The following is a 24127-nucleotide window of genomic DNA, read 5'->3' as shown; positions in this document are numbered from 1 at the left end:
GCTATCAGGCTGCGGGTCATTGGTGAGTCTCGGGGGGCAGTGGAAGCAGTTCAGCTTCACTCCCTTTGATTATCCCCGATGGCCGAATCGGCGACGAGCGAATTGTGCATTCACCCCCGATCCCGCAGGCGGAATCTTCGGTGGAATCGCTACCGTCGGCCGAACCGATACCCCACCAGGGAGAGAACCGTTCCGAGCATGGCCCCGACGTGGAAATCTTGGATCGGCTCGACGCTCGGGATCGCGGCCAACTTGTGGGCGAAGACCGTCACGGCCGCGCCGAGGAGGACTAGCACCGACATCCACGGCCCACGGTAGAACAGTGAGGTGATCAGCAAGATGCCCGCCCAGCCGACGGTGGCCGTGTCGATCCAGATAGTCGCTTCGAGGGGAACCCCGGCGATCATCAACGGCATAGCCCCCACGCCATCTGCGGGCGTGAAGACATGATTCTGTACCGCCCACGTCACGCACCCAGCAAGACAGATCGTGCCGAATACAACCCGGACGTGCGGCCCGCACACGAGCCAGATCGCCCAGCCGAGGTAATCGACCGGCTCGGCCGACACGTTCGCCGACGAGCCGTGGATTAGCCGGCGGACCACTTCGACGGTGCCGGACGTTCCGGTCGGGTCGCCGCTCATGCCCTTCATCCGTCGGGCGAGTTCGGCGTCGCGGATGGCGTTCACGCTTTGCAGCATCTCGTCGGCCGACTGCTCCGCGTGGTGGCGGGCCGCGCGGGCGACCATGCCAGTGGCGAGAAGTCGCTTCGTTTCAATTTGGATGAACAGGTTCCGCTCGCGGTCGTGTTGTCGTGATTGTTCAACGGAGTCGATCAACTGCACGATCGGCTCCCGCCACACGGCGAAGCGTTCGCGTTGCCCGGCACACTCGCCCCGCAGCAGTTGCGTGCGTGCGGTCAACTTCGACTCGTACCCGAAGAGTTCCTCGTAGAGTTCCTCCCAGAAGCGGCCGGCGTACTTCGCCACGAACAGGTGGAGTTGATCCTCGTTCAACCCCTCGGACCGCATCCGCTTCAGGATGAGCTCGCACTCGTCGAGGATCGGGTTGCGTTCCGCTTCGACGGCCCGGTCGAGGCCGTACCGGAGGGCGAACGCCAACGCGACGCCGATGAGGCCGAAGCCGGTCCAAATCCAGAAGAGTTTGAGCATCCAGAGGAAGATCACGCAGAGAACGACCCCGCCGCCGAACACGAGCCAGTCGCCGACGGAGCAGCCCAGCACGAGTTGGCGGACGCGGCGGAAGAGGTACGTTCGCCGGGCGACGCCGTTCACCACGAAGTACACGCTCGCCGCCTGCAACACCATCCCCGCCAGGCCGAACGCCCAATCGAGGCGGCCGACGAATGTCAGGACGAGGGCCGAGACGAGGCACGACGCCAGAAAGCCGGTCAGGATGCGCGAGCGGCGGAGGTTCGTGGGGGAGTAGTGGAACTGATCGACCGCGACTTCGAATTTCGCGATCACGTCCTCGCGGGCCGACACCCGCGTGGTGGTGTGAATGCCGAGCCACTGTTCCAGCGTGCGGACGACTTCGCCCATCGTCTGGAACCGCTCGCCGGGGTGCTTGGCCATCATCTTTTGGATGACCGATGACAACTCCTTCGGCACGCGGTTGGCAATCTCGTCGGGCGGGACGAGCGGCTTGTAAGCGTGGGCCGTCATCAGTTCGACGGCCGTGTCTCCCTCGAACGGCTGGCGGCCCGTGACCATCACGTACAGCGTGCAACCGAGGGAATAAATGTCGGCCCGGTGGTCCACGGTGGCGGCGTCCCGGCACTGTTCCGGCGACATGTACGCCGGGGTGCCGAGGGCCATGCGCGTGCCGGTCATGTCGGCCGGGATCGTGTACAGGCCGCTGAGCGAACTCGCGTTCGAATCGACCTTGTCCGCGTCGTGGCTCATGTCCGGCGTTTTGACCAGACCCAGGTCGGCGACCTTGACCAGCCCTTGAATGTCGAGAAGCAGGTTATCCGGCTTGATGTCGCGGTGGATCATGCCGCGGTCGTGGGCCAGTTTCAGCCCGCGGGCCGCCTGGAGGATGTAGCCGACGGCCGTCTCGGGGTCGAACTTCCCGTCATTGCGAAGGATGTCGCAGATCGACCGCCCGGCGACGTACTCCATGCTGAAGAACTTGGTGCTCTCGACCTCGCCGATGTCGTACACCTGCACCAGATTCGGGTGGTTCAACTGCGCGGCGGCGTAGGCCTCCCGCGTGAAGCGGGCCACGAAAATCGGGTCGTTCGCCCACCGACGGCTCATCACCTTCAGGGCAACGGGCCGGTCGAGCGAGAGTTGACGGGCGAGGTAAACCGTGCCCATGCCACCGCGGCCGAGGATGCGCTCGATTCGGTAGCCGGGCACGATGGGGTGAGTCCGCGGCCCCGGAGTCTGCGAAGGCGAAAAGTCGTCGGCCGTGTCCTGGGCGGGAATGGCCGCCCTCGGCAACGGCATCGGCGTTCGCACGGCCGGATCGGCGACCGCGACTTGTGAAGTACCGTTGGCCTGGAACCGCGAGTCGGCTTCCAGCGATTCGGCCGGCCAAAGTTGAGCACGGCTGGCCGACGGGAAGAAGCGGTTGCACGCCGGGCAGCGGTGGAACGGCAGCCCGTGCGTGGACAGTTGTTCGTGGTGATTCGCCTGACAGAATGGGCAAACGGTCGGCACGTCGGCATCCCCAGCGTCGGGCGCGGATCTGTCCCGGGAATCCAGCAACGGCCGTCGAAAGACTGCCTCCGTTGCTCTCGTCGGCCGAAGCTTAGAGCGCGGCTCGCGGGTTGCGCCGATTTTCCACTGCGGGCCGGTCGACGGGATTGTTTCAGTGTCTGAAATACCGTCTGGCGAGTGAGAGGCGTGCCCTCCCGTAAGGAGAGCGAAGATGGTGAAAGCCTGCGGGCGAGTGAGGAGCGTAAACTTCGCCTTCCGCCATTTTCTTCGTTCTGCTACAAGTTCTCCGACACCATAAACTCGCTCGCCACGGACGCGGCCATGTATAAGTTCCTGCTCTGCCTCAAATACCTGCGGACACGCTACCTCGCGTTCGTCTGCATCGTGAGCATCATGCTGGGCGTGGCTACTCTGATCGTCGTCAACAGCGTGATGAGTGGGTTCTCGAACAAGCTGAAAGACCGCCTCAAGGGCGTCCTCGCCGACGTGATCGTGGAGACCGACAACTTTGCCGGCTTCCAGATGCACCCTGATCTGCTCGCCGACAAGATTCAGCACTCGCCGGCCGGAAAGTATGTGGACACGGTCGCCCCGACGGTCGAAGTCGTCGGCACCGTGCAGTTCAGCTTCCGCGGCATGAACATCGTCAAGCCGATCAAGCTGACGGGCGTGGACCCGGCCAAGCAGGTCAAAGTCGGCGGTTTCGGGCAGTACCTCGAACGGCAGAAGAACGTCGCCGTCCCGTCGTTCGACCTCTCACCGGAAGCCCTGGCCCAGCACGAAAAGAATGTCCAACTCGAAGCCCTGATGACCGAGCCGATGCCGCAGCCGGTGCGCGACGAGCCGGACTTCCTCGGCAAAGGGCCGGACCTGAAGGCCGATGGTATCCCGCTGCCGCCGGTTCCGATGCCGGAGTTGCCGGCCATCGTGCCGCCGAAGCCGATCGGCATCGTGGTCGGCCATTCGCTCGCGCACTTCCGCTACAAGCACCCCGAGACGGGGCAAATGGTGGAGGAAGCGACCCTCCGCATCGGCGACACGGTGATGATCGCCACCCTCGCGGCCAACGAGATGCGGCCGGTGTGGGGTACATACGTCGTCGTCGATTACTTCAAGTCGGAGATGAGCGAGTACGACAGCCAGTTCATCTACATGAACCTGCCGGACATCCAGCGGCTCCGGCACATGGACGAGCGCGTCACCCACTTGCAGGTCAAACTGAAGGACGACTGCCCGAAGGGGTACACCTTCGTGAAGGGGAACGTCGCGAACGAAATCCAGAAGCTCTTCGGGCGGTACGAAGGGCGGGCCGCGACGTGGGAAGATCACCAGGGGCCGCTCCTGTCCGCCATCGACATCGAGCGGGCCATCCTGAACCTGCTGCTGTTCATGATCGTCGGCGTCGCGGGGTTCAGCATCCTGGCCATCTTCACGATGATCGTCTCCGAGAAAATCCGCGACATCGGCATCCTGAAGTCGCTCGGCGCGTCCAACCGCGGTGTGATGGGCATTTTCGTCTGGTACGCCTTCCTGCTGGGCGTCGTCGGCTGCACGGCCGGCACGATCGCCGGCCTCGGCATCACGAACAACATCAACGAGATCGAGGCGTTCATCAACACGCTCACCGGGCAGCAACTCTTCGACCGCTCGGTCTACTACTTCGACAGGATTCCCACGAACGTCGAGCCAGCGACGGTCCTGCTCGTGAACACTGGGGCGATGCTGGTCGCCGTCTTCTCCAGCTTTTTGCCCGCCTACCGGGCGGCCCGCCTGCGGCCGATCCAAGCCCTGCGGTTCGAGTAACACCACACGCGCGTCAGTGTCCGCGAACGGGAGTGACCATGCTTACGGCCGAGAATTTGACGAAGACCTACCGCCGCAACGTGGACGTGGTGAAGGTGCTCAACGGCGTATCGTTCACGGTGCGCGACGGCGAGTTCGTCAGCATCGTCGGCGCGTCGGGGTCCGGTAAGAGCACCCTGCTCCACCTGCTCGGCACGCTCGACTCACCCGATTCGGGCGTCATCAGTCTCGACGGCAAGCGTGTGGACAACCTGCCGAAGCGCGACCAGGACATGATCCGCAATCGCACCTTCGGCTACGTCTTCCAGTTCTACCACCTGCTGCCGGAACTGTCGGCCTACGACAACATCCTGATGCCGGCGTACATCTCGAACTCGCTCTTGGGCTGGTGGAAGACGCGGAAGGAGTGGCGGAAGCGAGCGGACGAGTTGATCGAGCGCGTCGGCCTGTCGCACCGCAAGAAGCACAAGCCGCGGGAACTGTCCGGCGGCGAAATGCAGCGGACGGCCATCGCGCGGGCCCTCTTGCAGCGCCCGCGCGTGCTGCTCGCCGATGAACCGACCGGGAACCTCGACGCCGAAAAGGGGAACGAAATCCTCGGCCTGCTCCACGACCTGAACCGCACCGACGGCGTGACAATCGTCATGGTCACGCACAACCTGGAAATGGCCGGTACGACCGACCGCGTGGTGCGGTTGTCCGGCGGCCGCGTGGTCGAGGAGAAGGGTCCGGCTTTTCGCCCCCGGTTGATGCCGGCCGCGGTCTGATATAATTCCGGGGTACGTTTCGCACCGTTCCCGGAGTTTCGGATGTCCACGCGCGTTTGGATCAACGGCCAACTCTTCGACAAGTACGAGGCGAAGGTCAGCGTTTACGACCACGGCTTCCTCTACGGCGACGGCGTGTTCGAGGGCATCCGCATCTACGCCGGCAAGGTGTTCAAGCACAAAGAACACATCGACCGCCTCTACGAATCGGCGAAGGCCATCGCGCTGACGATCCCGTTGACGCCGGAACAAGTCATGCAGGCCGTCGAGGAGACGGTGGCCGCGAACAAAAAGGTGGACGGGTACATCCGGCTCATCGTCTCGCGCGGGGCCGGCAGCCTCGGCCTCGACCCGCGGAAGTGCGAGCCGAACGTCATCGTCATCGTGGACGATATCAGCATCTACCCGAAGGAACTGTACGAGAACGGCCTGGAGATCATCACGTCGTCGTACATGCGGAACCACCCGAACGTGGTCAGCCCGCGCGTGAAGTCGATGAACTACCTGAACAACATCCTCGCCAAGATGGAGGCGATCCGCGCGAACTGCCTCGAAGCGATCATGCTCAACCACAAGGGTGAAGTCGCCGAGTGTACGGCCGACAACCTCTTCATCGTCCGGCACGGCGTCCTGAAGACGCCACCGACCGACGCGGGCATCCTCGAAGGCATCACGCGCAACCTCGTCATCGACCTCGCGAAGGAAGCGAACATCCCGTTCACAGAAGCGACGCTGACGCGACACGACGTGTACATCGCCGACGAAGTCTTCCTCACCGGCACGGCGGCCGAGGTGATCGCCGTTACGAAAATCGACGGCCGCACGATCGGCAGCGGCAAACAGGGGCCGATCACGAAACAATTGCGCGAACTGTTCACGGCGAGCATTCGAGGGTAGGTCCATTCGCCAACAGAGCCGTTCCCGGAATCCCGGGAACGGTTATAGTAAACTCCATGTCTCCCGAACTCGAAGTCAAGCGCGACGACCTTCTACACCGCCTCGGCCGATTCCCGGCTGTGGCCGTGGCGTTCAGTGGCGGCGTGGATAGCACCGTCGTCGCGAAAGCTGCGTTCCTCGCGATCGGCGAGCGGGCCGTTGCCGTTACTGCCGACAGTCCGAGCGTTGCCCGGGCGGAACTCGCCGACGCCGAAAGACTCGCGGCGATGATCGGCATTCGCCACGTCGTCGTGCGGACGGCAGAGTTCGACGACCCGGCTTACGCCGCCAACGACGGCACGCGGTGCTACCACTGCAAGAGCGAACTCTACACCCGCATTGAATCGCTCCTGCCGGAACTCGGCGTGAACGTGATTTGCTCCGGGGCCAACCTCGACGACAACGGCGACTACCGCCCTGGTCTGACCGCGGCCGCCGAACACGCGGTCAAACACCCACTCCAGGAAGCCGGCTTCACGAAAGCCGACGTCCGCGAGTTAGCGAAGTTCTGGGACTTACCGGTGTGGGACAAACCCGCGTCACCGTGCCTGTCGAGCCGCCTCGTGCCGGGCTTGGCGGTCACGCCGGAACGGACGCTGCGCGTCGAGCGAGGGGAAGCGGTCCTGCACTCGCTCGGCCTGCGGACCTGCCGCGTGCGGTATCACGAAGGCGATCTCGCCCGCATCGAAGTGCCGGTCGAAAGCCTCGACCGTTTCGGCGACCCGGACATGCGTGACGCGGTAACAGCCCGGTTCCGCGAACTCGGCTTCCGGTTCGTGACGCTCGACCTGGCCGGTTTCCGCTCCGGGGGTCTGAACGACCTGATCTCGCTCGATGTCAAAACGCGGTTCGCCCGCCCGAAGTAGGACCACCATGAAACCCCTCCCCGCGGCAGAAGCCCTGGACCGCTACTTTCTCGAAGCCCGCAGTCGCCTGCTCGACCTGGCCGCCATCCTGGACCGCATCGACCGCGGCGAAGGCGGGGTGCCCGCGGGGCAAGACCCCCGTATGGCCCGCATCCACGAGGCCCTCGACGTCCTGCACGTCCTCCCGAAGGACCGGGCGGAACGGATTCAGCAGTTATTCTCACTCGCTTACGACCCGAACTGGAAGCGGCCGGAACCGCGATAGGGCTTGCTGGCGGACGGGGTCGTGAGTACAAGTTGCCTTACACCGCCGTCTTTCCGATTCAGAGCGTGCGCGGGCTTTGCCCGTGCCGGATCGAGGTATCCAGCCCATGCCGATCAAGGTCACGTGTTCTCAGTGCGGGGGGATTCTCCACGCCCCGGACGACTCCGCCGGGAAGCGGGGGCGGTGCCCGACCTGCGGGACCGTGCTAACGATCAGTGGCGAGACCGTGCCCCCGCCGAGCCAGTTCGGGTCGCCGGTGCCTGCGACCAACCCGCCGCGTTCGACGCCGCCAGCGTCCAACCCGTGGGGGAGTTTGCCGGGCGGACCGGAAGAGAAGTACTCGGCCGCGCCCGTCGGGCCGGCGGCCGCGAAGCCGACCTACGAACTCGCGAAGGAATCCCCGCCCCGCCCTGCCCCGCTTCCCTCGCCGGAACCGATCCCGCCGAGCCACGGCAGCCGCGTGCCGCCCGACCCGCGGAAGTATTCGGTCGCCGACCCGTTCGCGAAGCCCGGCCGGCCGAAGGACGAACAAGCGGTCACGAACCGCAAATGGCGGCGCGTCCGTAGCGGCCTCGGCTGGCTCCGCGTCGGCGTGTTCTTCTTGCTGCTGAGTGTCGTCGGCTATGCCGTCGTCCCCGTACTTCAAACGTTCAACGTCACCCTGCCGAACGAATCGCCGGGCTTTTTGAAGATCGAAGGCTATTCTCAGACGGAAGAAATCCGCCTCTTTGCGAGCGTCGGCCCGCTTGTTCTGGGCCTCTTGTTGTTTATCATCGGCCGCATGGGCGTCTCGGCGGCACCGGCCGCATCCCACGCCCGCGGGCCGGCGGCCTTCTCGTCACTTGCGACAGTCATCGCGTTCGGCGGCTTCCTGGCGTGCGCGGCCATCACCGGCTTGGCCATGAAAGATGGCAAGGTGATTCCGCAGTTCACTCCCGACCTGAGCAAGCCGAGCCCGTCGGCCAAGCTGAGCGCGAAAGCGACCGAATGGGCGGAGCACCTGTTCTTGCTGGTCGATGAGCCGACCGGCCAGATTCAGGGTTTCGGCGCTGTCGCATTCGTGGCGTTCTGGCTGCTCGCCGAGGTCTGGTTCGTCGCCGCCCTGGGTCGGATGGCGGCGTCCCTGCACAGTCCCAAGGCGGCCGGGCGGGTCAATCGGTTCGTGATCCTCGTCGGGGTGCTGATGGTCGTGAAAGTGCTGGTCCTCGTGGCGACCCAGATTTACTTTAAGGGTTGGTACGAGGCGAACGTCTGGGCAAAATGGACGGCTCTCGACCCGAAGTGGCAGACCGTGGGCGTTTCGGGGGCACTAGTTTTGGGTGGATTCATCTTGGCCGTGCTCTACTGGCGGATGATCGGGGGCGTCCGGCACGCCATCCTTGAGGGCGTGGATCCGAACGGGTGAGACGGGGTGGTCATGCGTCTGAGTCTACGCGGCCGACTGCTCATCCCGCCCATCCTTCTGCTCCTCGGCACGGTCGGGGCCACCGCGTGGGCCGCCTCCCACGCGGCATCGACCGTCGAACGACAAGTCGCCGACAAGATTCGGGCCGTCGAACAATCAGTGGTCGGCCCGCCCACGTTCCGGCTGACCGACCCCATCCTTCGCCAGATTCGCGCCCTCACCGGCGTCGAACTTCTCCTGGTAACCCCCTCCGGCGAACGAATCGCCACCGCGGGCGACTTGCAACCGGCGGGCGACAGTTCGCCGCCGGGGAGCGTCGTCCGCTTCGGCGAAATCGACTACCGCCCGGTGCGTTTCCCCGTCCGCCCACCGCACCCGAACGAGGGGGCGACGCTTTACCTTTTTTACCCGGAGGCGCAGCGCCTCGCCGCGATCCGCGAGGCGGTCTGGCCGGCGCTCTGGCTCGGCAGCGTCGGCGGGCTGGTTTCGTTTGCCCTGGCGGTCGTCACGGCCCGCCGGCTCGTCTCCCGGATTCGTCGCGTGGAGTTGCGGACCCGCGACATTGCCGCCGGCCGCTTCGACCCCATTCCCCTTCCGAAGACCGATGACGAAGTCCGCGACTTGGTGGTGTCGGTCAACGAGATGTCGCGGAAGCTGGCCGAGTACCAGACCGCCCTGCAACAAACCGAGCGGCTGCGCATCCTGGGGCAGTTCTCCGGCGGCCTCGCCCACCAACTCCGCAACGCCGCCGCCGGTGCGAAGCTCGCGGTGCAGTTGTTCTTGAACGAAGACCGGCCCAGTGACGTGGAACCGCTACGGGTCGCGCTTCGCCAACTGGCCCGCATGGAAACGAACCTCCGCCAGTTCCTCGACCTCGGCCGACCGGACCAACACCGTCAGGAGAAACTGAACTTCATCACGATCCTCGACCAGTCGGTCGAGTCGCTGCTGCCGCAGGCCCGGCACACGGGCACGACACTCGTGTGGCAGAATGCGATCCCGTCACTCGATCTGGTCGGCGACGGCATCCAACTCGGCCACCTCCTGACCAACCTTCTCAGCAACGCCGTTGAGGCAGCCGGGCCGGGCGGAACGGTGGAGATGACGCTGGACGCAATGCCCGAGCACATTCGCGTGACGGTCACGGACAGCGGCCCCGGCCCGCCGTCGGCCATCGCGGGGCGACTGTTCGAGCCGTTCGTCACCGGAAAGGATCAGGGCGTCGGTTTGGGTCTCGCGGTGGCCAAACAAGCGGTCGATTCGCATCACGGCCAACTTTTGTGGGAACGGCAGAACGGCCTCACCTCGTTCATCATTACACTTCCGCGACAACCACTTTGCTCGGAAAGATGTTAGACGAACCGTTCATCGCGGTATAATTTAGTGTCGCCCTTTGCGTCGATTCAATTTTCGCCCACAAGCGTAACGTCGATTCAACATTTGATCCATCAGTAGGACGATTCCCGCGAAATCCTACAACTGGAATACTTCTTGCTACTCTTTTTGTTGGTTTTGCGTGCTTCGCTTGTTTTGTGATCTAGCGTTGGGCAGAGTACCTCGCGTCACACACCATTGAGTAAGGATGTTCCCATGCTCAGCTTGGCCTTGCTTACAACACTGAGCTTTATCTTGGCCGCAACGGTCGTCCTTTGTGCCGTTGCGACACGCGATTCGGCTCTGATTCCCGCCACGGTGAATCCTTTTGGCCCCGGCGCAATGCCCGCCTCGTCGGCTGACACGCTGCCGGACGCGACCTACGCCACCGCCACCCTGACCGGCGATTGGAATGTCGCAGAAGCTCAAAGTCTGCACCATGTGGAAGACATTCTCGACTGGCTCGAAAACCACAATGTTCGCCACACCGAACTTCAAAACCAGAACGGTAAGCTGATCGTCCGTTGGCGGTAAGTCCGCGTAACCATCACGATCCGCACGACGGCCGGGGATTCCCCGGCCGTTTTTCGTTGCCGGGGGTCGGCCCGCCGCTTACATTCGTGAACAACCCGCCTTCATTTCGGAGCCTGTTCGCGATGCAGATTGATTCCCCCGCCGCAGCCCCAGCCGGTCTGAAGTTCAAACTGGCCGTGATGATGTTCTTCCAGTTCTTCATCTGGGGGGCGTGGTTCGAACTCGGCTTCGATTACATCCCGAAGCTCGGCTTCAACGGCGATTGGCAACTGCCGCTGATTTTCGGCGCGTTCAACATCGGCGCGCTGGTGGCCCTGTTCTTCAGCGCACAGTTCGCGGACCGCAAGTTCGCAGCTGAAAAGTTCTTGGCGATCAGCCACCTCATCGGCGGCTTGGCAATCGGCGGACTGTTCTTCATCCGCCCGGACCCGACGGACAAGGCGGCCGTGGACGCGGCCTTCTGGCCGTTCTTCGGGCTGATGCTCCTGCACTCCGTCTTCTACGTGCCGACCATCTCGATCACGAATTCGATCGCGTTTGCGAACCTGCGAAACCCATCCCAGGAGTTCGGCCCGGTTCGAGTTTGGGGAACAATTGGCTGGATCGCGGCCAGTTGGCCGTTCATCTTCCTGCTCGCCGATTGGGCGCGGGTTCCGGCAATGGGCGAGGTCGGATTCGTCGGCTGGATTGGAAAGGTATTCGGTACGTCGCTCGAAGGCCCTGCGGCATTGGGCATGAAGAGTTACGTCTTCGCTCTGTCCGGCGTTGCCTCACTGTTGCTGGCCGCGTTCAGCCTGACGTTGCCGCACACACCTCCGAAGCCGGCTACCGGTGAAGACTCGCTGGCGTGGCTGAAAGCGATGAAGCTGCTCAAACACCCGTTCGTGTTAATCCTCTTCCTGGTGACATTCATCGACGCGGCCGTGCACCAGAGTTTCTTCTTCTGGAGCTTCACCTTCCTCGGCCCGAAGTCCGACGGCGGGGTGGTGGACATCCCGGCCAACTGGGTCGGGGCCGTGATGAAGATCGGTCAGATCGCGGAAATTCTCACGATGCTCGTCCTCGGCTACGTCCTCAAAAATCTCGGCTGGCGGACGACGATGATCATCGGCGTCCTCGGCCACGGTGCCCGGTTCGCGGTGTTCGCGTTCATGCCCGAACAGATGCCGTGCATCCTCATCAACATCGTGCACGGCATCTGCTACGCCTTCTTCTTTGCCACCGTGTACATCTTCGTAGACGAGTACTTCCCGAAGGACGTGCGGAGTAGCGCCCAAGGCTTGTTCAACGTGCTGATTCTCGGCGTCGGGCCGTTCGTCGCCAACTTTATCTGCGGCCGCCTGAAGGTCGCCAACACCACGCCGTCCGGTGGCGTGGACTACCCCGCGGTCTTCCAGGTTTCGATGATCGCGTCGCTGGTGGGGGCCGTGCTATTACTCCTCTTCTTCCACCCGCCGAAGAAGGAAACGATCGGTTCTTGACCCCGTGACGAGTTTCACGAGCCCCGCCCGTTCGGCGGGGCTCGTTCGCTTCCGCCGCTGTTGTAACTCTTGAGTCGGCGTCGTTTACAAGCCCGACCAAGAGAACCCTTTCGCCGGGCGGGCCAAGTTCTATCAGTTGCGGTACGGCCACTACTTGATCGGCCTGAACACGACGAAGGGCAAAACCTTCGAACTGACGACTCCGCCAGGCTTGTCCGACGCCCCCGACTTGGTCTCGGGCAAAACGCTCCACCTCAATGCCCCGGTCCGGGTCGGCCCGCGGAGCAGCGTCGTGCTCGACCTTGGCAAGTGACTCCCCTCCCCACGATCGCTAGCGGCCTCACTCGGTCATTTCGCCCGGGGTGCGTCGGCCGAAGCGGAGGTAGAGGGGTGGCAGCAGGAACAGGTTCAGGAGGGTGGACGTGACCAGCCCGCCGAGGATGACGACGGCGAGCGGGTACTCGACCTCGTGGCCGGGCCTCTGGCCGCTGAGGATGAGCGGCAGGAGGGCGAGGCCGGTCGCCAGGGCCGTCATCAGAATTGGGGCGAGCCGCTCTTCCGACCCGCGTTGCACCAGCCCCGGGCCGAACCCCTCGCCCTCGCGGTCCTCCAGGTGGCGGTAGTGGCTGACGAGCATGATCCCGTTCCGGGCGGCGATGCCCAGCACGGTGACGAACCCGACGAGCGACCCGAGCGACAGCACGCCGCCGGAGAGCAGCACGCCGACCCCGCCGCCGACCAGGGCGAACGGCAGCGTGAACGCCACGATGATCGTCAGCCGGAGCGAGCCGAAGTCGGAGTAGATCACCAGGACCACGCCCAGGAGGGCGAGCCCGGCGAGCGCGGACAACCGCCGGCTCGACTCGCGGCGGGCGGCTTCCTCGCCGAGGAATTCCGGGTGGTAGCCCGCGTCGAACGGCAGGCCGCGGACCCTCTCCTCCACCTCCGCGGCCACCGCCCCCAGGTCGCGGCCCCGCACGTCGCAGGTGATGTCCAGCCGCCGCGACGCGGCCTCCCGCTTGATCTCGTTCGGCATCGGCACGACCAGCACGTCGGCCACCTCCCGCAGCCGGACCTGCACCCCGGCCGGCGTGTCGATCGGCAGGTCCTGGATCGCCGTCACGTCGTCCCGGCACTCGGGCACGCCCCACACGACCACGTCGAACCGCTTCTGCCCCTCGTACACTTCGCCGACCTTCAGCCCTCGCAGCAGCGTGGTCGTCGCCCGGCGGACGTGGCCGGGCGTCAGGCCGTACCGCTCCGCCGCCTCCGGCCGCAGCCGCACTTCGAGTTGCGGTAACAGCGTCTGCGACTCGACCTTCAGGTTCGTCACCCCGTCGACCGCGGCCATCGCCTTCTCGGCCTCCTTCGCCTTCGTCCGGAGCACGGCCAGATCCGGGCCGAACAGTCGCACGACGATGCTCGCACTCGACCCGGACAGGACTTCCTTGCTCCGCTCCTTCAGGTACGTCTGCACGTCGCAGAACATGCCGGGGTACCCGTCCATCGCGTGCTGGATCTTCTTCACCGTGGCCGGGTAGTCCACGTCCGGGTCGACGCTGATCCACAGTTCCGTGAAGTTCGGGCCGTACACCTCGTCGGCGACCTCCGCCCGGCCGATGTGCGAGCCGAAGTTCCGCACGCCGGGGATCGCCCGCAGTTCCCGGCTGGCGAGGACGGTCATGCGGTCCATCTCCTCGACCGACGCGCCGGGCTTCGTGATGAAGTGCATGAGGAAGTCGGTCTCCTGGAACTCCGGGAGGAACTCCGACCCGAACCGCGTCGCGGCCGCCCCGCTCAGGACGAACGTGGCGAGCACGACCGCGAGGGCCGCCCACGGCCGGCCGATCAGGTGCGGTAGCACCGCCGCGTACGCCCGCCGCAACACCCCGGCGAGCGGGGCTTCCGCGTGCCGGCCGCCGTCGCCCGTCAGCAACAGGTACGACAGGGCCGGCGTGACCGTCAGGGCGACGAACAGCGACGCGAGGATGGCGAGGATGTAGGCCATCGCGAGCGGCCGGAAGAACGACCCGGCGATGCCGTCGAGGAAGAAGATGGGCAGGAAGACGATGATGACGATCGTCGTCGCGTACACGACGGCACTGCGGACCTCGAGCGAGGCGTCGACGACCACCCGGAACGCCGACACGGGGTGGCCCGCGGCCCGGTTCAACCGCAGGCGGCGGACGATGTTCTCCACGTCGATGATGGCGTCGTCCACCACCTCGCCCAGCGCGATCACCAGGCCGGCGATGACCATCGTGTTCAGCGTCACGCCGAACGCCGTGAGGACGACGACGGCCGCGATCAGCGAGAGCGGGATGGCCGTCAGGCTGATGAACGCCGTCCGCCAGTCGAACAGGAACGCGACGAGGATGACGACGACCAGCCCGCACCCGACGAGCAGGGCGTGGGCGAGGTTGCCGACCGACCGCTCGATGAACGTCGCCGGGCGGAAGATCGTCGGGTCCACGTCCAGCCCGGCGAGGCCGGGCTGGAGGTCCTTCAGGGCCGCCTCGACGCGGCGGGTGACTTCGAGCGTGTTCCCCTCGGGCTGCTTCTCGACGATGAGGAGGAGGCCGGGGCCGTCGTTGATGATCGCGTCGCCGATGGCCGGCGGCGAGCCGAACTGCACCCTCGCCACCTCGCCGAGCCGGACCGGGGAATTCGCCTGGAACGCCACGACCGTGCGGGCCAGGTCGTCGGGGTCGCGGACCATCGACCGGTGCCGCACGGCCAACCGCTGGTTCGGCTTGTCGAGGAACCCGCCCGAGTCGAGCACGGTCGCGTCGCCGGCCGCCCGCACGACCTGGTCCAGGGTCACGCCCTCGGCCCGCAGGCGGTCGGGGTTCACGAGCACCTGGTACTGCTTGTCCCGCTGGCCCCAGATGGCGACGTTCGCCACGCCGGGGACGGACATGAGCTTCGGCCGGATCGTCCACAGGGCGAGCACCGTCATGTCCTGCTGGGACATCGTCTTCGACGACACGCCGATCTTCAGCAGCCGACTGAGCGACGAGAGCGGCTGCAAGATGACCGGCGGCCGGGCGACGACGGGCAGCCGCACCGCTTCCGCGGCAACCCGCTCCTGCACGTACTGGCGGACCTTGTGGACGTCTGCCCCTTCCTCGAAGAGCATCACGACCGACGACAGGCCGAGGACCGACTTCGAGCGGATCGTCTTCAGCCCCGGCGTGCCGTTCAGGGCGTTCTCCAGCGGCACGCTGATGAGGCCCTCGACCTCGTCCGTGGACAGGCCGGGGGCCTCCGTCTGGACCTCGACCTTCGGCGGGGCGAACTCCGGGAACACGTCGAGCGGGGCCGTGCGGACGGTGCGGAGGCCGTAGGCGATGAGCAGGCCGCACAGGGCGAGGACGACGACGCGGCCCTTGACCGAGGACGAGATCAGCCCGCTCAGCATGTCGCCCTCACTTGATGAACCCGGTTTCCGCGCCGAAGAGTTCTTGCACGCCCGCGGTCACGACCCTCGTGCCGGCGGCCGGGCCGCCCGCCAGCACGGCGTCCGGGCCGGCCGTGGACCGCACGGCCACGCGGCGGCGGACGAACGTCCGCGCGGCCGCCGGCTCGTACACCCACGTCCCGCCGTGGACGTCGAACACGACCGCCGACCACGGCACGACGGGGGCGTCCTTCGCGCCGGCGAGCGGCACGGTGACGCCGACCCGCTGGCCGGGGGCGAGGTGGCCGTCGGCGTTCGGCAGTTCGTAGTACACGTCGACCGTGGCCGCGAGCGGGTTGGCCGACGGCGGGGCGGCGACGGGCTTGGCCGTCACCTGCGAGGCGGACGACGACGCGGAGAGCTTGCCGACGCGGGCCGGTTCCGTGCGGTCGACGCCGTCGAGGTCGCCGACGGGCAGCGGCACGCGGACCCAGACCGCGGACAGGTCGGCCACCTCGAACAGGGCCGCCCCGCTCGGGACCGTCTGGCCGGGCATCGCCGAGACGACGCGCAAGATGCCGTCCTGGGGGGCGTCGATGGCCACCGGGGCGGCCGTGCCGGCGTCCACGTCGCCCATGACCTTGGCCAAGATCGCCCGGCGGGCGTTCGCCGCGTCGAGCGTCTTCGTGGCCAGGTCCCACGCGGCCTGGGCTTCGTCCACCAGCCGCTGGCTGCCGGCCCCTTCCTTCAGCACCCGCTTCGCCCGCTCCATCGCGAGGCGGGCCAGGTCGAGCTGCGACTTGGCGTTGTTCACCTGCCCCTCGGCGTCGGTGAGCGACGCCGTGAGGGTCGCCCGGCCGTCCGGCGTGAGCAGGGGCGAGAGTTGGAAGATCGGCTGGCCCTTCTTGACCGCCTGCCCGGCAACCACCGCCGTCGCGGGGGCCTTGAGCACGCCGCCGAGCGGGGCGGCCACGAGCACCGTCCGCCCCACTGGGATGGTCACCTCGCCGCCGTAGACCCGCGCCGGGCGGACGGCCTTCGACTCGACCGCGCCGACCGTCAGCCCGAGGCGCTTCTCGGCCTCTTCGGTCAGGGTGATCGTGTTCAGATCGTCTTCCTTCACGACCTTCGCGACGGCGGCCGCCGGGGCCGGCTTGTCGGCCTTCGGCGCGGCCGGCTTGTTCGTGACCAGCCACCACGCGGCGGCCCCCACGGCCGCGGCCGTCGCGAGGGTGAGAACGGTGGTCGCCGCCCCTTGAAGTCGACTCACGGCTTGGCCCCGGTGGAAGTGGTCGTCACGCCCGCGGGCGGGGTACCGCGCTGCAGTCCCAGGACCGCGTAGCACGCGGCGTGGAGGGGCACCGCCCCGGTCGGCCGCGGCGGTCCGCCCGGGCAGGGCGTTCCGAGTCGCTTGCCGACGCTCCGCTCCAACTCGGCCCAGAACCGGCGGAGGTCCGCGACGAGGACCGCCTCCCGGAGGTAACTGTCGAGCAGCTGGCGGGTCGTCTCCAGCACGATGAAGATGGCCACGTTCCCCTCGCGGTACGCCCCCTGGGACCGCTGGATCGCGGCCTCCACCTCGGGGCGGACCTTCGTGCGGAGGGCGGCGAGTTCCGCGCACGCCTGCTGGTACTGGAGGTAGGACCGCTGGACGTCGAGGATGATCTGGTAGGCGACGGTGTGCTGGTTCCGCACGGCCCGCTCGAGTTCCGCGTCGGCCCGGGCGATGCCGCCCTGGTTGCGGTTGAAGATCGGCACCGTGAACCGCAGGGCCGGGCCGAACTCGTGCCCGGTGTTCCGCCCGCTGGTGGCGTCGAGGATGCCGAGGAACCGCACCCACCCGAGCTTGGCGAACTTCACCCGGGCCTGCGCGGCGGCGACCAACTCGGCGGCGGCGAGGGCGTCCGGCCGGGTGGCCATCGCGTCCTGCGCGAGGGCGTCCGGGTCGAACGTCTGGTCCGCCGGCACGGCCGCCGGGTCGAGGGCGAGCGGTGTTCGGAGCGGGCCGACGCCCATCAGGTTCTTCAGCCGCTCCTCGGCGACGGGGACGTCGAAGGCGATCCGCGTCGCGTCCTGTTGGGCCTGGAGGGCGTCGATGCGGGCCGTCGCGGCCTCCTGCGGCGAGATGTCGCCGGCCGTTAGGCGGATCTCCGCGAGTTCGGCGATCCGGCCGCGGAGTTTCACCCCCTCGCCGGCGACCCGCACCCGCTCGCCCGCCAGGACCACGTCGGCGTACGCCTGCCGCACGTCCCGCATCAGGTCCAGCCCGGCCTGCGCGAGCCGGTGGGCGGCGCGGTCGGCGTCGTGCTTGGCCGCCTTGACGCGGATCGGCCGGAGCCAAAGGGATTCGATCGGGAAGTCGAGCAGGTACTTGAGCGGCTTGTCGGCGGCCGGCCAGTAGTAGACGAACTCCGGGTTCGGGAGCAGGCCGGCCTGGATCAAGTCGCCGCGGGCGACGCCGAGGTCGACGAGCAACTCCTGGAAGGCGGCGTTGTTCCAGAGCGCGATCGCGACGGCCTCGTCTTCCGTGACGCCGTCGTCGAACGACGCCCCCGGCGGCAGCGTGACGGGGCCGGCGGTCGTCGGGAGGGCCACCGGCTGGCCGACCCGCTCACCGAGGCGGGCCGCCACCGTGCCCCGGTCCGGGGCCACCGGCGTCCCGTGGCAGCCCACCGACCCCAACGCGCACGCCAGGACGACCAGCGGCGTCAGTTGCGTTTGCAATCGAGGACGTTTCATCCGCTCACATCCGACCGGGTCTGAACGGAAATCCGCCAGAGGGGCGAGACTTCAAGATTCATTATCGGAAAGGCTGGTTGTACTCTTTGCGCGGACTGGGAAGATGAGGAAGAATTTATCTTGAACTTATCTAACGCGGTGTGCAGCTTGTGTGGGGTCCCAGCGGATTCGGCCTGGTGAATTTATCACCCATTACTCCACCGGATGAGCCGTCGCGAACTCTTTGGGGAAGACATCCCCCTTGTTAATCCACCCACGGTCTCTGTTCGACGTCGCTCGATAGTGGTCCAGTTGGGTCAGGTCAGAATCTTGCTCAGCACGTCGCCGGCCACGTCTGTCAGGCGGTATTGGCGGCCGTTGTGGAAGTGGGTCAGTTTCTTGTGCTCGATCCCGAGGAGGTGGAGCATGGTCGCGTGCAGGTCGTGGACGGACGTCCGGTCCGTGACGGCCTTGTGGCCGAACTCATCGGTCTCGCCGTAACTGGTACCGCCCTTGATCCCCGCCCCGGCCATCCAGGTCAGGAAACCGTGCGGGTTGTGGTCGCGGCCGCCGTTCCCCTGCGACACCGGCATTCGCCCGAACTCGCCGCCCCAGATCACCAGCGTCGAGTCCAGTAGCCCGCGGGCCTTCAGGTCCGTCAGCAGGCCGTCGATGGGCGCGTCGGTCGCGGCACAGTGGCCGGCGTGGTTGCCCGCGAGGTCCGAGTGGGCGTCCCACTCGCCATCACTGTAGACTTGAACGAATCGCACGCCCCGTTCGACCAACCGGCGGGCGGTGAGGCACTTGGTCCCGAACGACCGCGCCTTCGCGTCGTCGAGGCCGTACATCTTGCGCGCCGCCGCCGTCTCCTTGGAGAGGTCGAGCAGGTCGGCCGCCTCGCCTTGCATCCGGTAAGCCAACTCGAACGACTCGATGCGGGCCGACAGGTCCGGCTCTCCCGGTCGGTCGCGGAGGTGCGCGCCGTTAAGCGTGGCCATCAGGTCGAGTTGCGCCCGCTGGTCGGCGGTGGCAACGTCCGGCGGCCGGCGCAAGTTCAGGACGGGGTTCCCCTCGGGCCGGAACAGCGTCCCCTGGTGGGTGGACGGAAGGAACCCGGACGACCAGTTGATCGGCCCGCCCTTCACCCCCGAGCGGTTCCCGAGGACGACGAAGCCGGGCAGGTTCTCGTTGACGCTCCCAAGGCCGTAGGTCACCCACGCCCCGGCGGACGGAAAGCCGGGCCGGGGAATTCCGGTGTTGATCTGGTACAAGGCCGGGACGTGATCGTTGGACTCGGTGGACAGGGACTTGACGAACGCCATCTGGTCCACGTGTTTCGCCACGCCAGGGTACTTCTCGCACACCCACATACCGCTCTCGCCGTACCGGCGGAACTTGAACGGCGACTTCATGAGCGGGCCGGGGTTGCCGTTGAACACGTCGATCTTCACCCGCTTCCCGTCGTTCTTGTCCAGGGCCGGCTTCGGGTCGAACAGGTCGACGCCGCTCGGCGCGCCTTCCATGAACAGCCAGATGACCGCCTTCGCCTTGGCGGGGAAGTGGGTCGCCTTCGGCGCGAGTGGGCCGGCCCGGGCCGAGTCGCGGGCCAAGAGGTCGGCCAGCGCGACCATTCCGAATCCGGCTCCGGCCCGGTGCAAGAACCGCCGGCGGTCGAGAAAACTGGTGTCGGTCGCGCGCATGCCTACACTCCGGCGTCAATCGACGTAGAGGAACTCGTTCAGCCCGAACAGGACTTGGCAATAGTCGGTGAGGGCAAGTCGTCGGACTTCGGCGGGCGCAGCCTTTGGCTGACGGGCCGATCGATCCCGTTCTTGCGCCTTCAGGAACTCGACACCGGCCGACCGTTCCGCCCCGGTCGGAGGGCGGCCGAAGGCCAACCCGTACGCGCGGTCGATGCGGTCGGCCGCTGCCGCCCCGGGCTCCTTCTCCAACCGCCCGGCAAAGTCGGAGGCCCGGGCGCGAACGAACGGGTCGTTGAGCAAGGTCAGGGCTTGTGGGACGACGGTGGTAGTCGCCCGCTGGCCGGCACACTGTTGGGCGTCCGGTGCGTCGAACGCCTGGAGCAGTGGGTGGGGGATGACCCGCTTGTGGAACATGTACACGCTCCGCCGCCGAACGGCCGCGGTGTCCGGGATGTCGAGCGGGTAGGGACTCTTCACGTTCCGGGCGACCATCGCGTCGGCCGGGATGGGAGCCTTGAACGCCGGGCCGTACATCTCCGAGTTTAGCGTTCCGCCGACGGCCAACAGGGCGTCTCGGAGCACTTCCGCCTCCAGTCGTCGGGGCCGCACCCGCCACAGGAGCCGGTTGTCCGGATCCGCCTTTGACTTCTCCGGGTCGAACGTACTCCCCTGGCGGTACGTGGCGCTGAGCAGGATCAGGCGGTGGAGCCGTTTGAGTTTCCACCCGTGCGCGACGAAATCATTGGCGAGCCACTCCAGCAACTCCGGGTGTGTGGGGCGGTCGCCGCGGGCCCCGAAGTCGTTCGGCGTCCGAACCAACCCCTCGCCAAAGTGGTGCTGCCAGACTCGGTTCACGATCACGCGGGCTAGCAGCGGCCCGGCCCCGCGATCGGCGTCTGTGACCCAGATGGCAATTGCCCGCCGCTGGTACGTGGTGTCGCCCCGGTCCCCGCCGGCCTTCGCCTCGTTCCAGTAATCGACCGCCGCCTTGCCGCGCGTGAGGACCGTCAAGAACCCCAGTTCGACCGGAATGGTCCGGTCGTGAAAATCGCCCCGCCGGAATAACCAACTCGCGGCCGGCTTCGGACCGAAGTCCTTGAATGCCAGCGCGGACGGACCGGCGGGAGGTTCGTCCTTCTTCAAGTCGGCGAGCCGCCCGGCGAGTTCTTGTTCGTGGCGACGGGCCGCGTCGTCCGCGGCGGCTCGCACCTCGTCGTCCGTGACCGCGATGGCCCGTTCGTGCTTCTTCGCGAGCGCCTTCGCCTCGGGCGAATCGGGGTTGTCTCGGAGAAGTTTCTTGTCCGCGTCTGAAATGGGAAGCGTGTCGAACTTGGCGGCCCGAAGTTTCGGCCCCAGCACCGCCCGTTGGCCTTCCCGCCACGTCTTGAGATCACCCTCCGCATCCTTCCGCTTCTTCTCCCAGGCGGCGCGAACCCGAGTCGTCCGCTCGACCTCGACCCGGGTGCCGAGGAGAACCTCGGCCCGGTTCCCCGAGTGGAGTCCGGCGAGTAACCGGTAATAGTCGCGCGTCGGGATGGGGTCGAACTTGTGATCGTGGCACCGCGCACACCCCACGGTCAGGCCCAGCAGTGCCGCCCCCGTTGTGGACACCATGTCATCGAGTTCGTTGTACCGCAATCGCTGTCGTTCTTCTTCGAGGAGAGTATCGGGCAATGTTTCACCCGGACCGGCCGCCAGGAAACCCGTGGCGGCGACGGCCCGCGGGTCGTCCGGGGCGATCTCGTCGCCGGCCAGTTGTCGCCGGACGAACTCGTCGAACGGCATGTCCTCGTTGAGAGCCTTGATAACGAAGTCGCGGAAGTGGTACGCCTTCGGGCGGTCGGTATCGCTCTCGTATCCGCCGCTGTCGGCGTAGCGTGCGACGTCGAGCCAGTGCCGGCCCCAGCGTTCCCCGTATTGCGGGCTTGCCAGGAGTCGGTCCACGAGGACTTCGTAAGCGGCCTCCTGGTCTCCGGCCCGGACGAACGCCTGGACTTCGTCCGGCGTGGGGGGCAACCCGGTCACGTCGAACGTGACCCGGCGGATGAGTGTCCGGGGGTCCGCCGGCGGACTCGGCGATAGCTTCTTTGCCGCAAGCCCGGCGAGAACAAAAGGGTCGATCGATGTGCGAACCCTGCCGCTGGTCGCTGCAGGGAGTTCGACCTTCGCGAGCGGCTTGAACGCCCAGTGGCGGCGGTCCTCGTCGGTCACGACCAGTTCCGTCTTCGCGGTGGTCGCCGGTGCCGTGCCGTCCTTCGGCCATGCGGCTCCGGCGTCGATCCACTTCCGAAGGGCGTCGATCTCGGCTACGGTCAGCGCCCCGTCGGGCGGCATTCGTTCGTTGACGTCCTTGGCGGTCACCCGGCGGAGGAGCTCGCTCGATGCGGCCTTGCCCGGGGTGATCGCCGGCGACCCCGAATCTCCTTTTGCCACCGCACCATCTCGGGAATCGAGCCGGATCCCGCCCTTCTGTTTGACCGGCCCGTGGCACTTCTGGCAGTTCACGGTCAGGATGGAACGGGCCTCGGCGTCCGGATCCGCCGCCGAAGCGGCCGGCACCGGGCCGAGCACAGCACCGCCGATCGCCGCGAGGGCGAACAGCAGGAAATATGGCGATCGAAGGTGAGGGGTCATGAAAGTTTACGATACCCGGCTTCATCCCCCCGTTCAAGAAATGGCCGGACGAATCCTGATGGCAGCGGGCGACTTTCAGTGCCTGTATGCTTGCTGGTTCTGAGGCCATCAAATCTGATCCCGTGAAGCAATCCGCACCACGACCTTCTAACCCCCGGGCAATCCGGTCACGGTAGCATGAGGTACCGCCAGGCAGGGATTAGGGAAAATCTGTCTTCGGGTTCAGGCGGCTCGGATCGCTTGCTCTCGGGAACGATCACCGGGTGCCGCACATCGCGGTCCACCTCGCCATCGTCACCCCGTCCCGGCGTTTTGTCGTCGCTCATGGTTGCCGACCTCCTCGTATGGGGAACTCGTTCGTGCCTCGTTCAGATCCGGGGGCGTGCCCTCAACTTCTCGGCCGATGCGGCGGGGCCGGAGGGTGAACGCCCCCGCCGCCAGTACCAGCCCACCGGCGACCACCAAGAGCATGGCCCGCGGCAGCCCGACTGCCTCGGCCGTGAACCCGACCAACGGGGGGCCGACCAGGAAGCCAAAGTACCCGACCCCGGTCACCAGCGCCAGCCCGCGGCCGGACGTGTCGCCCATCGCCGCCGCCCGGAACAAGACCGGGACGGCGTTCGCAAGGCCCAGCCCGATGACCCCGCACCCGGCAGCGACCCAACCCGGGGTTCCGCCGAGGAGGGCGATGGCGATGCCGGCCGCGGCGAGCAGCCCTCCGGCCCGGACTACGGCCACGTCCCCGGCCACCGTCGTCAGTCGATCGCCGAGGAACCGCCCCCCGGCCCAGGCGGCCGTGAACGACCCGTAGGCGAGTGGGGCGACGGCCGGACCCGCCCCAAAGGTGACGGCGAGCAGCCCGGCCCAATCGGCCATCGCCCCCTCCAGGAACAGGCAGGCAAACGCTAGCCCGGCCAGGGCGACGACGCGGCGGTCGATTCCCGTCTTCCGGGCCGTTCTTGATTCCACAAGCGGAGGGACGAACCCCCTGACCGGCCGACCGGACAAGAGTAGGGCGGCCGCCAAACCGATCGCCACCGCCGCGTGGCCCAGGGGCGAGAGCCCGGCCGCCAGCGCCGCCACTCCGCCGCCGACGCCGACCACCATGCCGATGCTGAACCACCCGTGGAAGCCCGCCATCACCGGCCGCCCGAGGGCCTTCTCACCGGCGGCCGCCGCGGCGTTCATGGTCACGTCCATCAGCCCGTGGACGGCCCCGAAGCACAACAGGGCCAGGCCGAGGGCGGGGACCGATCCGGCCAACAGGGGCAGCGGCAGGAGCAGAGCGTAGACCCCGCCCGCCGTCCACGCCACCCGCCCGGAACCGAACCGCCCGATCGCCCGGGGTGCGACCGCCATCCCCACGACGGACCCGAGGGCCATGCACAGGAGGGCCAGCCCAAGGGCCCCCGGCGAGGCCCCGAGTTCGGCAGATTGCCGGGGGACGTGGGCCACCCACGAGGCGGTCACGAACCCGTTCATCAGGAACCACTGCGACACCGCCCGCCGCGATTCTGTGTTCATTCCATTCCGTCCCATGTGTGCCTCCGTGCG

17 protein-coding genes are annotated in these 24127 nt (G+C 66.8%); 10 read left to right on the top strand and 7 right to left on the bottom strand.

Translation table 11 applies throughout. From position 1 onward, the window contains the following. Nucleotides 1-149: 149 nt before the first annotated feature. Nucleotides 150-2687, bottom strand: coding sequence for a serine/threonine-protein kinase (locus tag PX52LOC_RS24410; RefSeq protein ID WP_149112532.1), 2538 nt, complete (start codon nt 2685-2687; stop codon nt 150-152). A gap of 186 nt (nt 2688-2873) precedes the next feature. Here PX52LOC_RS24410 and PX52LOC_RS24405 point away from each other — a divergent pair, with 186 nt between their 5' ends. The 10 genes from PX52LOC_RS24405 (at nt 2874) to PX52LOC_RS40920 (ending at nt 12431) form a co-directional block, all read left to right on the top strand. Beyond that, nucleotides 2874-4490 carry an ABC transporter permease gene (locus PX52LOC_RS24405; RefSeq protein WP_149112531.1) on the top strand — a complete coding sequence of 539 codons (1617 nt, stop codon included), beginning with the start codon at nt 2874-2876 and terminating at the stop codon, nt 4488-4490. 38 nt (nt 4491-4528) lie between these two features. Further along, nucleotides 4529-5257, top strand: coding sequence for an ABC transporter ATP-binding protein (locus PX52LOC_RS24400; RefSeq protein ID WP_149112530.1), 729 nt, complete (start codon nt 4529-4531; stop codon nt 5255-5257). 42 nt (nt 5258-5299) lie between these two features. Next, the gene (gene ilvE / locus PX52LOC_RS24395) at nt 5300-6154 is read left to right on the top strand and encodes a branched-chain-amino-acid transaminase (protein WP_149112529.1); all 855 of its coding nucleotides are present in this window, start codon (nt 5300-5302) and stop codon (nt 6152-6154) included. Between the two features lie 56 nt (nt 6155-6210). Then, nucleotides 6211-7059, top strand: coding sequence for an ATP-dependent sacrificial sulfur transferase LarE (gene larE / locus PX52LOC_RS24390; protein WP_149112528.1), 849 nt, complete (start codon nt 6211-6213; stop codon nt 7057-7059). A gap of 7 nt (nt 7060-7066) precedes the next feature. Continuing rightward, entirely contained in the window at nt 7067-7324 is a 258-nt protein-coding gene (locus tag PX52LOC_RS24385) for a hypothetical protein (RefSeq protein WP_149112527.1), read from the top strand. Nucleotides 7325-7430: 106 nt separating this feature from the next. Continuing rightward, entirely contained in the window at nt 7431-8729 is a 1299-nt protein-coding gene (locus tag PX52LOC_RS24380) for a hypothetical protein (RefSeq protein ID WP_149112526.1), read from the top strand. Between the two features lie 12 nt (nt 8730-8741). Continuing rightward, nucleotides 8742-10085, top strand: coding sequence for a sensor histidine kinase (locus PX52LOC_RS24375; RefSeq protein WP_149112525.1), 1344 nt, complete (start codon nt 8742-8744; stop codon nt 10083-10085). 234 nt (nt 10086-10319) lie between these two features. Next, complete coding sequence (locus tag PX52LOC_RS24370; protein WP_149112524.1) at nt 10320-10637, top strand: hypothetical protein; 318 nt, start codon at nt 10320-10322, stop codon at nt 10635-10637. A 122-nt stretch (nt 10638-10759) separates the two neighbouring features. Beyond that, nucleotides 10760-12118: an MFS transporter gene (locus tag PX52LOC_RS24365; protein WP_149112523.1), complete on the top strand. Its 1359-nt coding sequence runs from the start codon at nt 10760-10762 to the stop codon at nt 12116-12118. A gap of 136 nt (nt 12119-12254) precedes the next feature. Then, entirely contained in the window at nt 12255-12431 is a 177-nt protein-coding gene (locus PX52LOC_RS40920; RefSeq protein WP_168219177.1) for a hypothetical protein, read from the top strand. A 27-nt stretch (nt 12432-12458) separates the two neighbouring features. Here PX52LOC_RS40920 and PX52LOC_RS24360 read toward each other — a convergent pair whose 3' ends face one another. The 6 genes from PX52LOC_RS24360 to PX52LOC_RS24335 form a co-directional block, all read right to left on the bottom strand. Then, a complete protein-coding gene (locus PX52LOC_RS24360) occupies nt 12459-15539 on the bottom strand; it encodes an efflux RND transporter permease subunit (RefSeq protein WP_149112522.1) in 3081 nt (1026 codons plus the stop codon). Nucleotides 15540-15546: 7 nt separating this feature from the next. Then, on the bottom strand, nt 15547-16788 hold the full coding sequence (locus PX52LOC_RS24355; RefSeq protein WP_168219176.1) for an efflux RND transporter periplasmic adaptor subunit: 1242 nt from the start codon (nt 16786-16788) through the stop codon (nt 15547-15549). Beyond that, entirely contained in the window at nt 16785-18257 is a 1473-nt protein-coding gene (locus PX52LOC_RS24350) for a TolC family protein (protein ID WP_149112520.1), read from the bottom strand. Before PX52LOC_RS24350 ends, PX52LOC_RS24355 begins: the two co-directional genes overlap by 4 nt. Before the next feature lie 296 nt (nt 18258-18553). Beyond that, a complete protein-coding gene (locus PX52LOC_RS24345; RefSeq protein ID WP_149112519.1) occupies nt 18554-19936 on the bottom strand; it encodes a DUF1501 domain-containing protein in 1383 nt (460 codons plus the stop codon). A gap of 15 nt (nt 19937-19951) precedes the next feature. Then, nucleotides 19952-22573 carry a PSD1 and planctomycete cytochrome C domain-containing protein gene (locus PX52LOC_RS24340; RefSeq protein ID WP_149112518.1) on the bottom strand — a complete coding sequence of 874 codons (2622 nt, stop codon included), beginning with the start codon at nt 22571-22573 and terminating at the stop codon, nt 19952-19954. 294 nt (nt 22574-22867) lie between these two features. Continuing rightward, nucleotides 22868-24097, bottom strand: coding sequence for an MFS transporter (locus PX52LOC_RS24335; protein WP_149112517.1), 1230 nt, complete (start codon nt 24095-24097; stop codon nt 22868-22870). Between the last annotated feature and the right edge of the window lie 30 nt (nt 24098-24127).

It is taken from the genome of Limnoglobus roseus, from assembly GCF_008254045.1.
In the GTDB taxonomy this organism is placed as follows: Bacteria; Planctomycetota; Planctomycetia; order Gemmatales; family Gemmataceae; genus Limnoglobus; species Limnoglobus roseus.
The sequence above is the reverse complement of the archived record's forward strand: the minus strand, read 5'-3'. Positions and strand labels throughout refer to the sequence as shown.

Bases quoted from the DNA above. Each gene is read 5' to 3' on its own strand.
- PX52LOC_RS24370 (WP_149112524.1), top strand. From the start codon at position 10,320: ATGCTCAGCTTGGCCTTGCTTACAACACTGAGCTTTATCTTGGCCGCA.
- PX52LOC_RS24380 (WP_149112526.1), top strand. From the start codon at position 7,431: ATGCCGATCAAGGTCACGTGTTCTCAGTGCGGGGGGATTCTCCACGCC.
- larE (WP_149112528.1), top strand. From the start codon at position 6,211: ATGTCTCCCGAACTCGAAGTCAAGCGCGACGACCTTCTACACCGCCTC.
- PX52LOC_RS24345 (WP_149112519.1), bottom strand. From the start codon at position 19,936: ATGCGCGCGACCGACACCAGTTTTCTCGACCGCCGGCGGTTCTTGCAC.
- PX52LOC_RS24340 (WP_149112518.1), bottom strand. From the start codon at position 22,573: ATGACCCCTCACCTTCGATCGCCATATTTCCTGCTGTTCGCCCTCGCG.
- PX52LOC_RS24365 (WP_149112523.1), top strand. From the start codon at position 10,760: ATGCAGATTGATTCCCCCGCCGCAGCCCCAGCCGGTCTGAAGTTCAAA.
- PX52LOC_RS24350 (WP_149112520.1), bottom strand. From the start codon at position 18,257: ATGAAACGTCCTCGATTGCAAACGCAACTGACGCCGCTGGTCGTCCTG.
- PX52LOC_RS24385 (WP_149112527.1), top strand. From the start codon at position 7,067: ATGAAACCCCTCCCCGCGGCAGAAGCCCTGGACCGCTACTTTCTCGAA.
- PX52LOC_RS24400 (WP_149112530.1), top strand. From the start codon at position 4,529: ATGCTTACGGCCGAGAATTTGACGAAGACCTACCGCCGCAACGTGGAC.
- PX52LOC_RS24360 (WP_149112522.1), bottom strand. From the start codon at position 15,539: ATGCTGAGCGGGCTGATCTCGTCCTCGGTCAAGGGCCGCGTCGTCGTC.
- PX52LOC_RS24375 (WP_149112525.1), top strand. From the start codon at position 8,742: ATGCGTCTGAGTCTACGCGGCCGACTGCTCATCCCGCCCATCCTTCTG.
- ilvE (WP_149112529.1), top strand. From the start codon at position 5,300: ATGTCCACGCGCGTTTGGATCAACGGCCAACTCTTCGACAAGTACGAG.
- PX52LOC_RS24335 (WP_149112517.1), bottom strand. From the start codon at position 24,097: ATGAACACAGAATCGCGGCGGGCGGTGTCGCAGTGGTTCCTGATGAAC.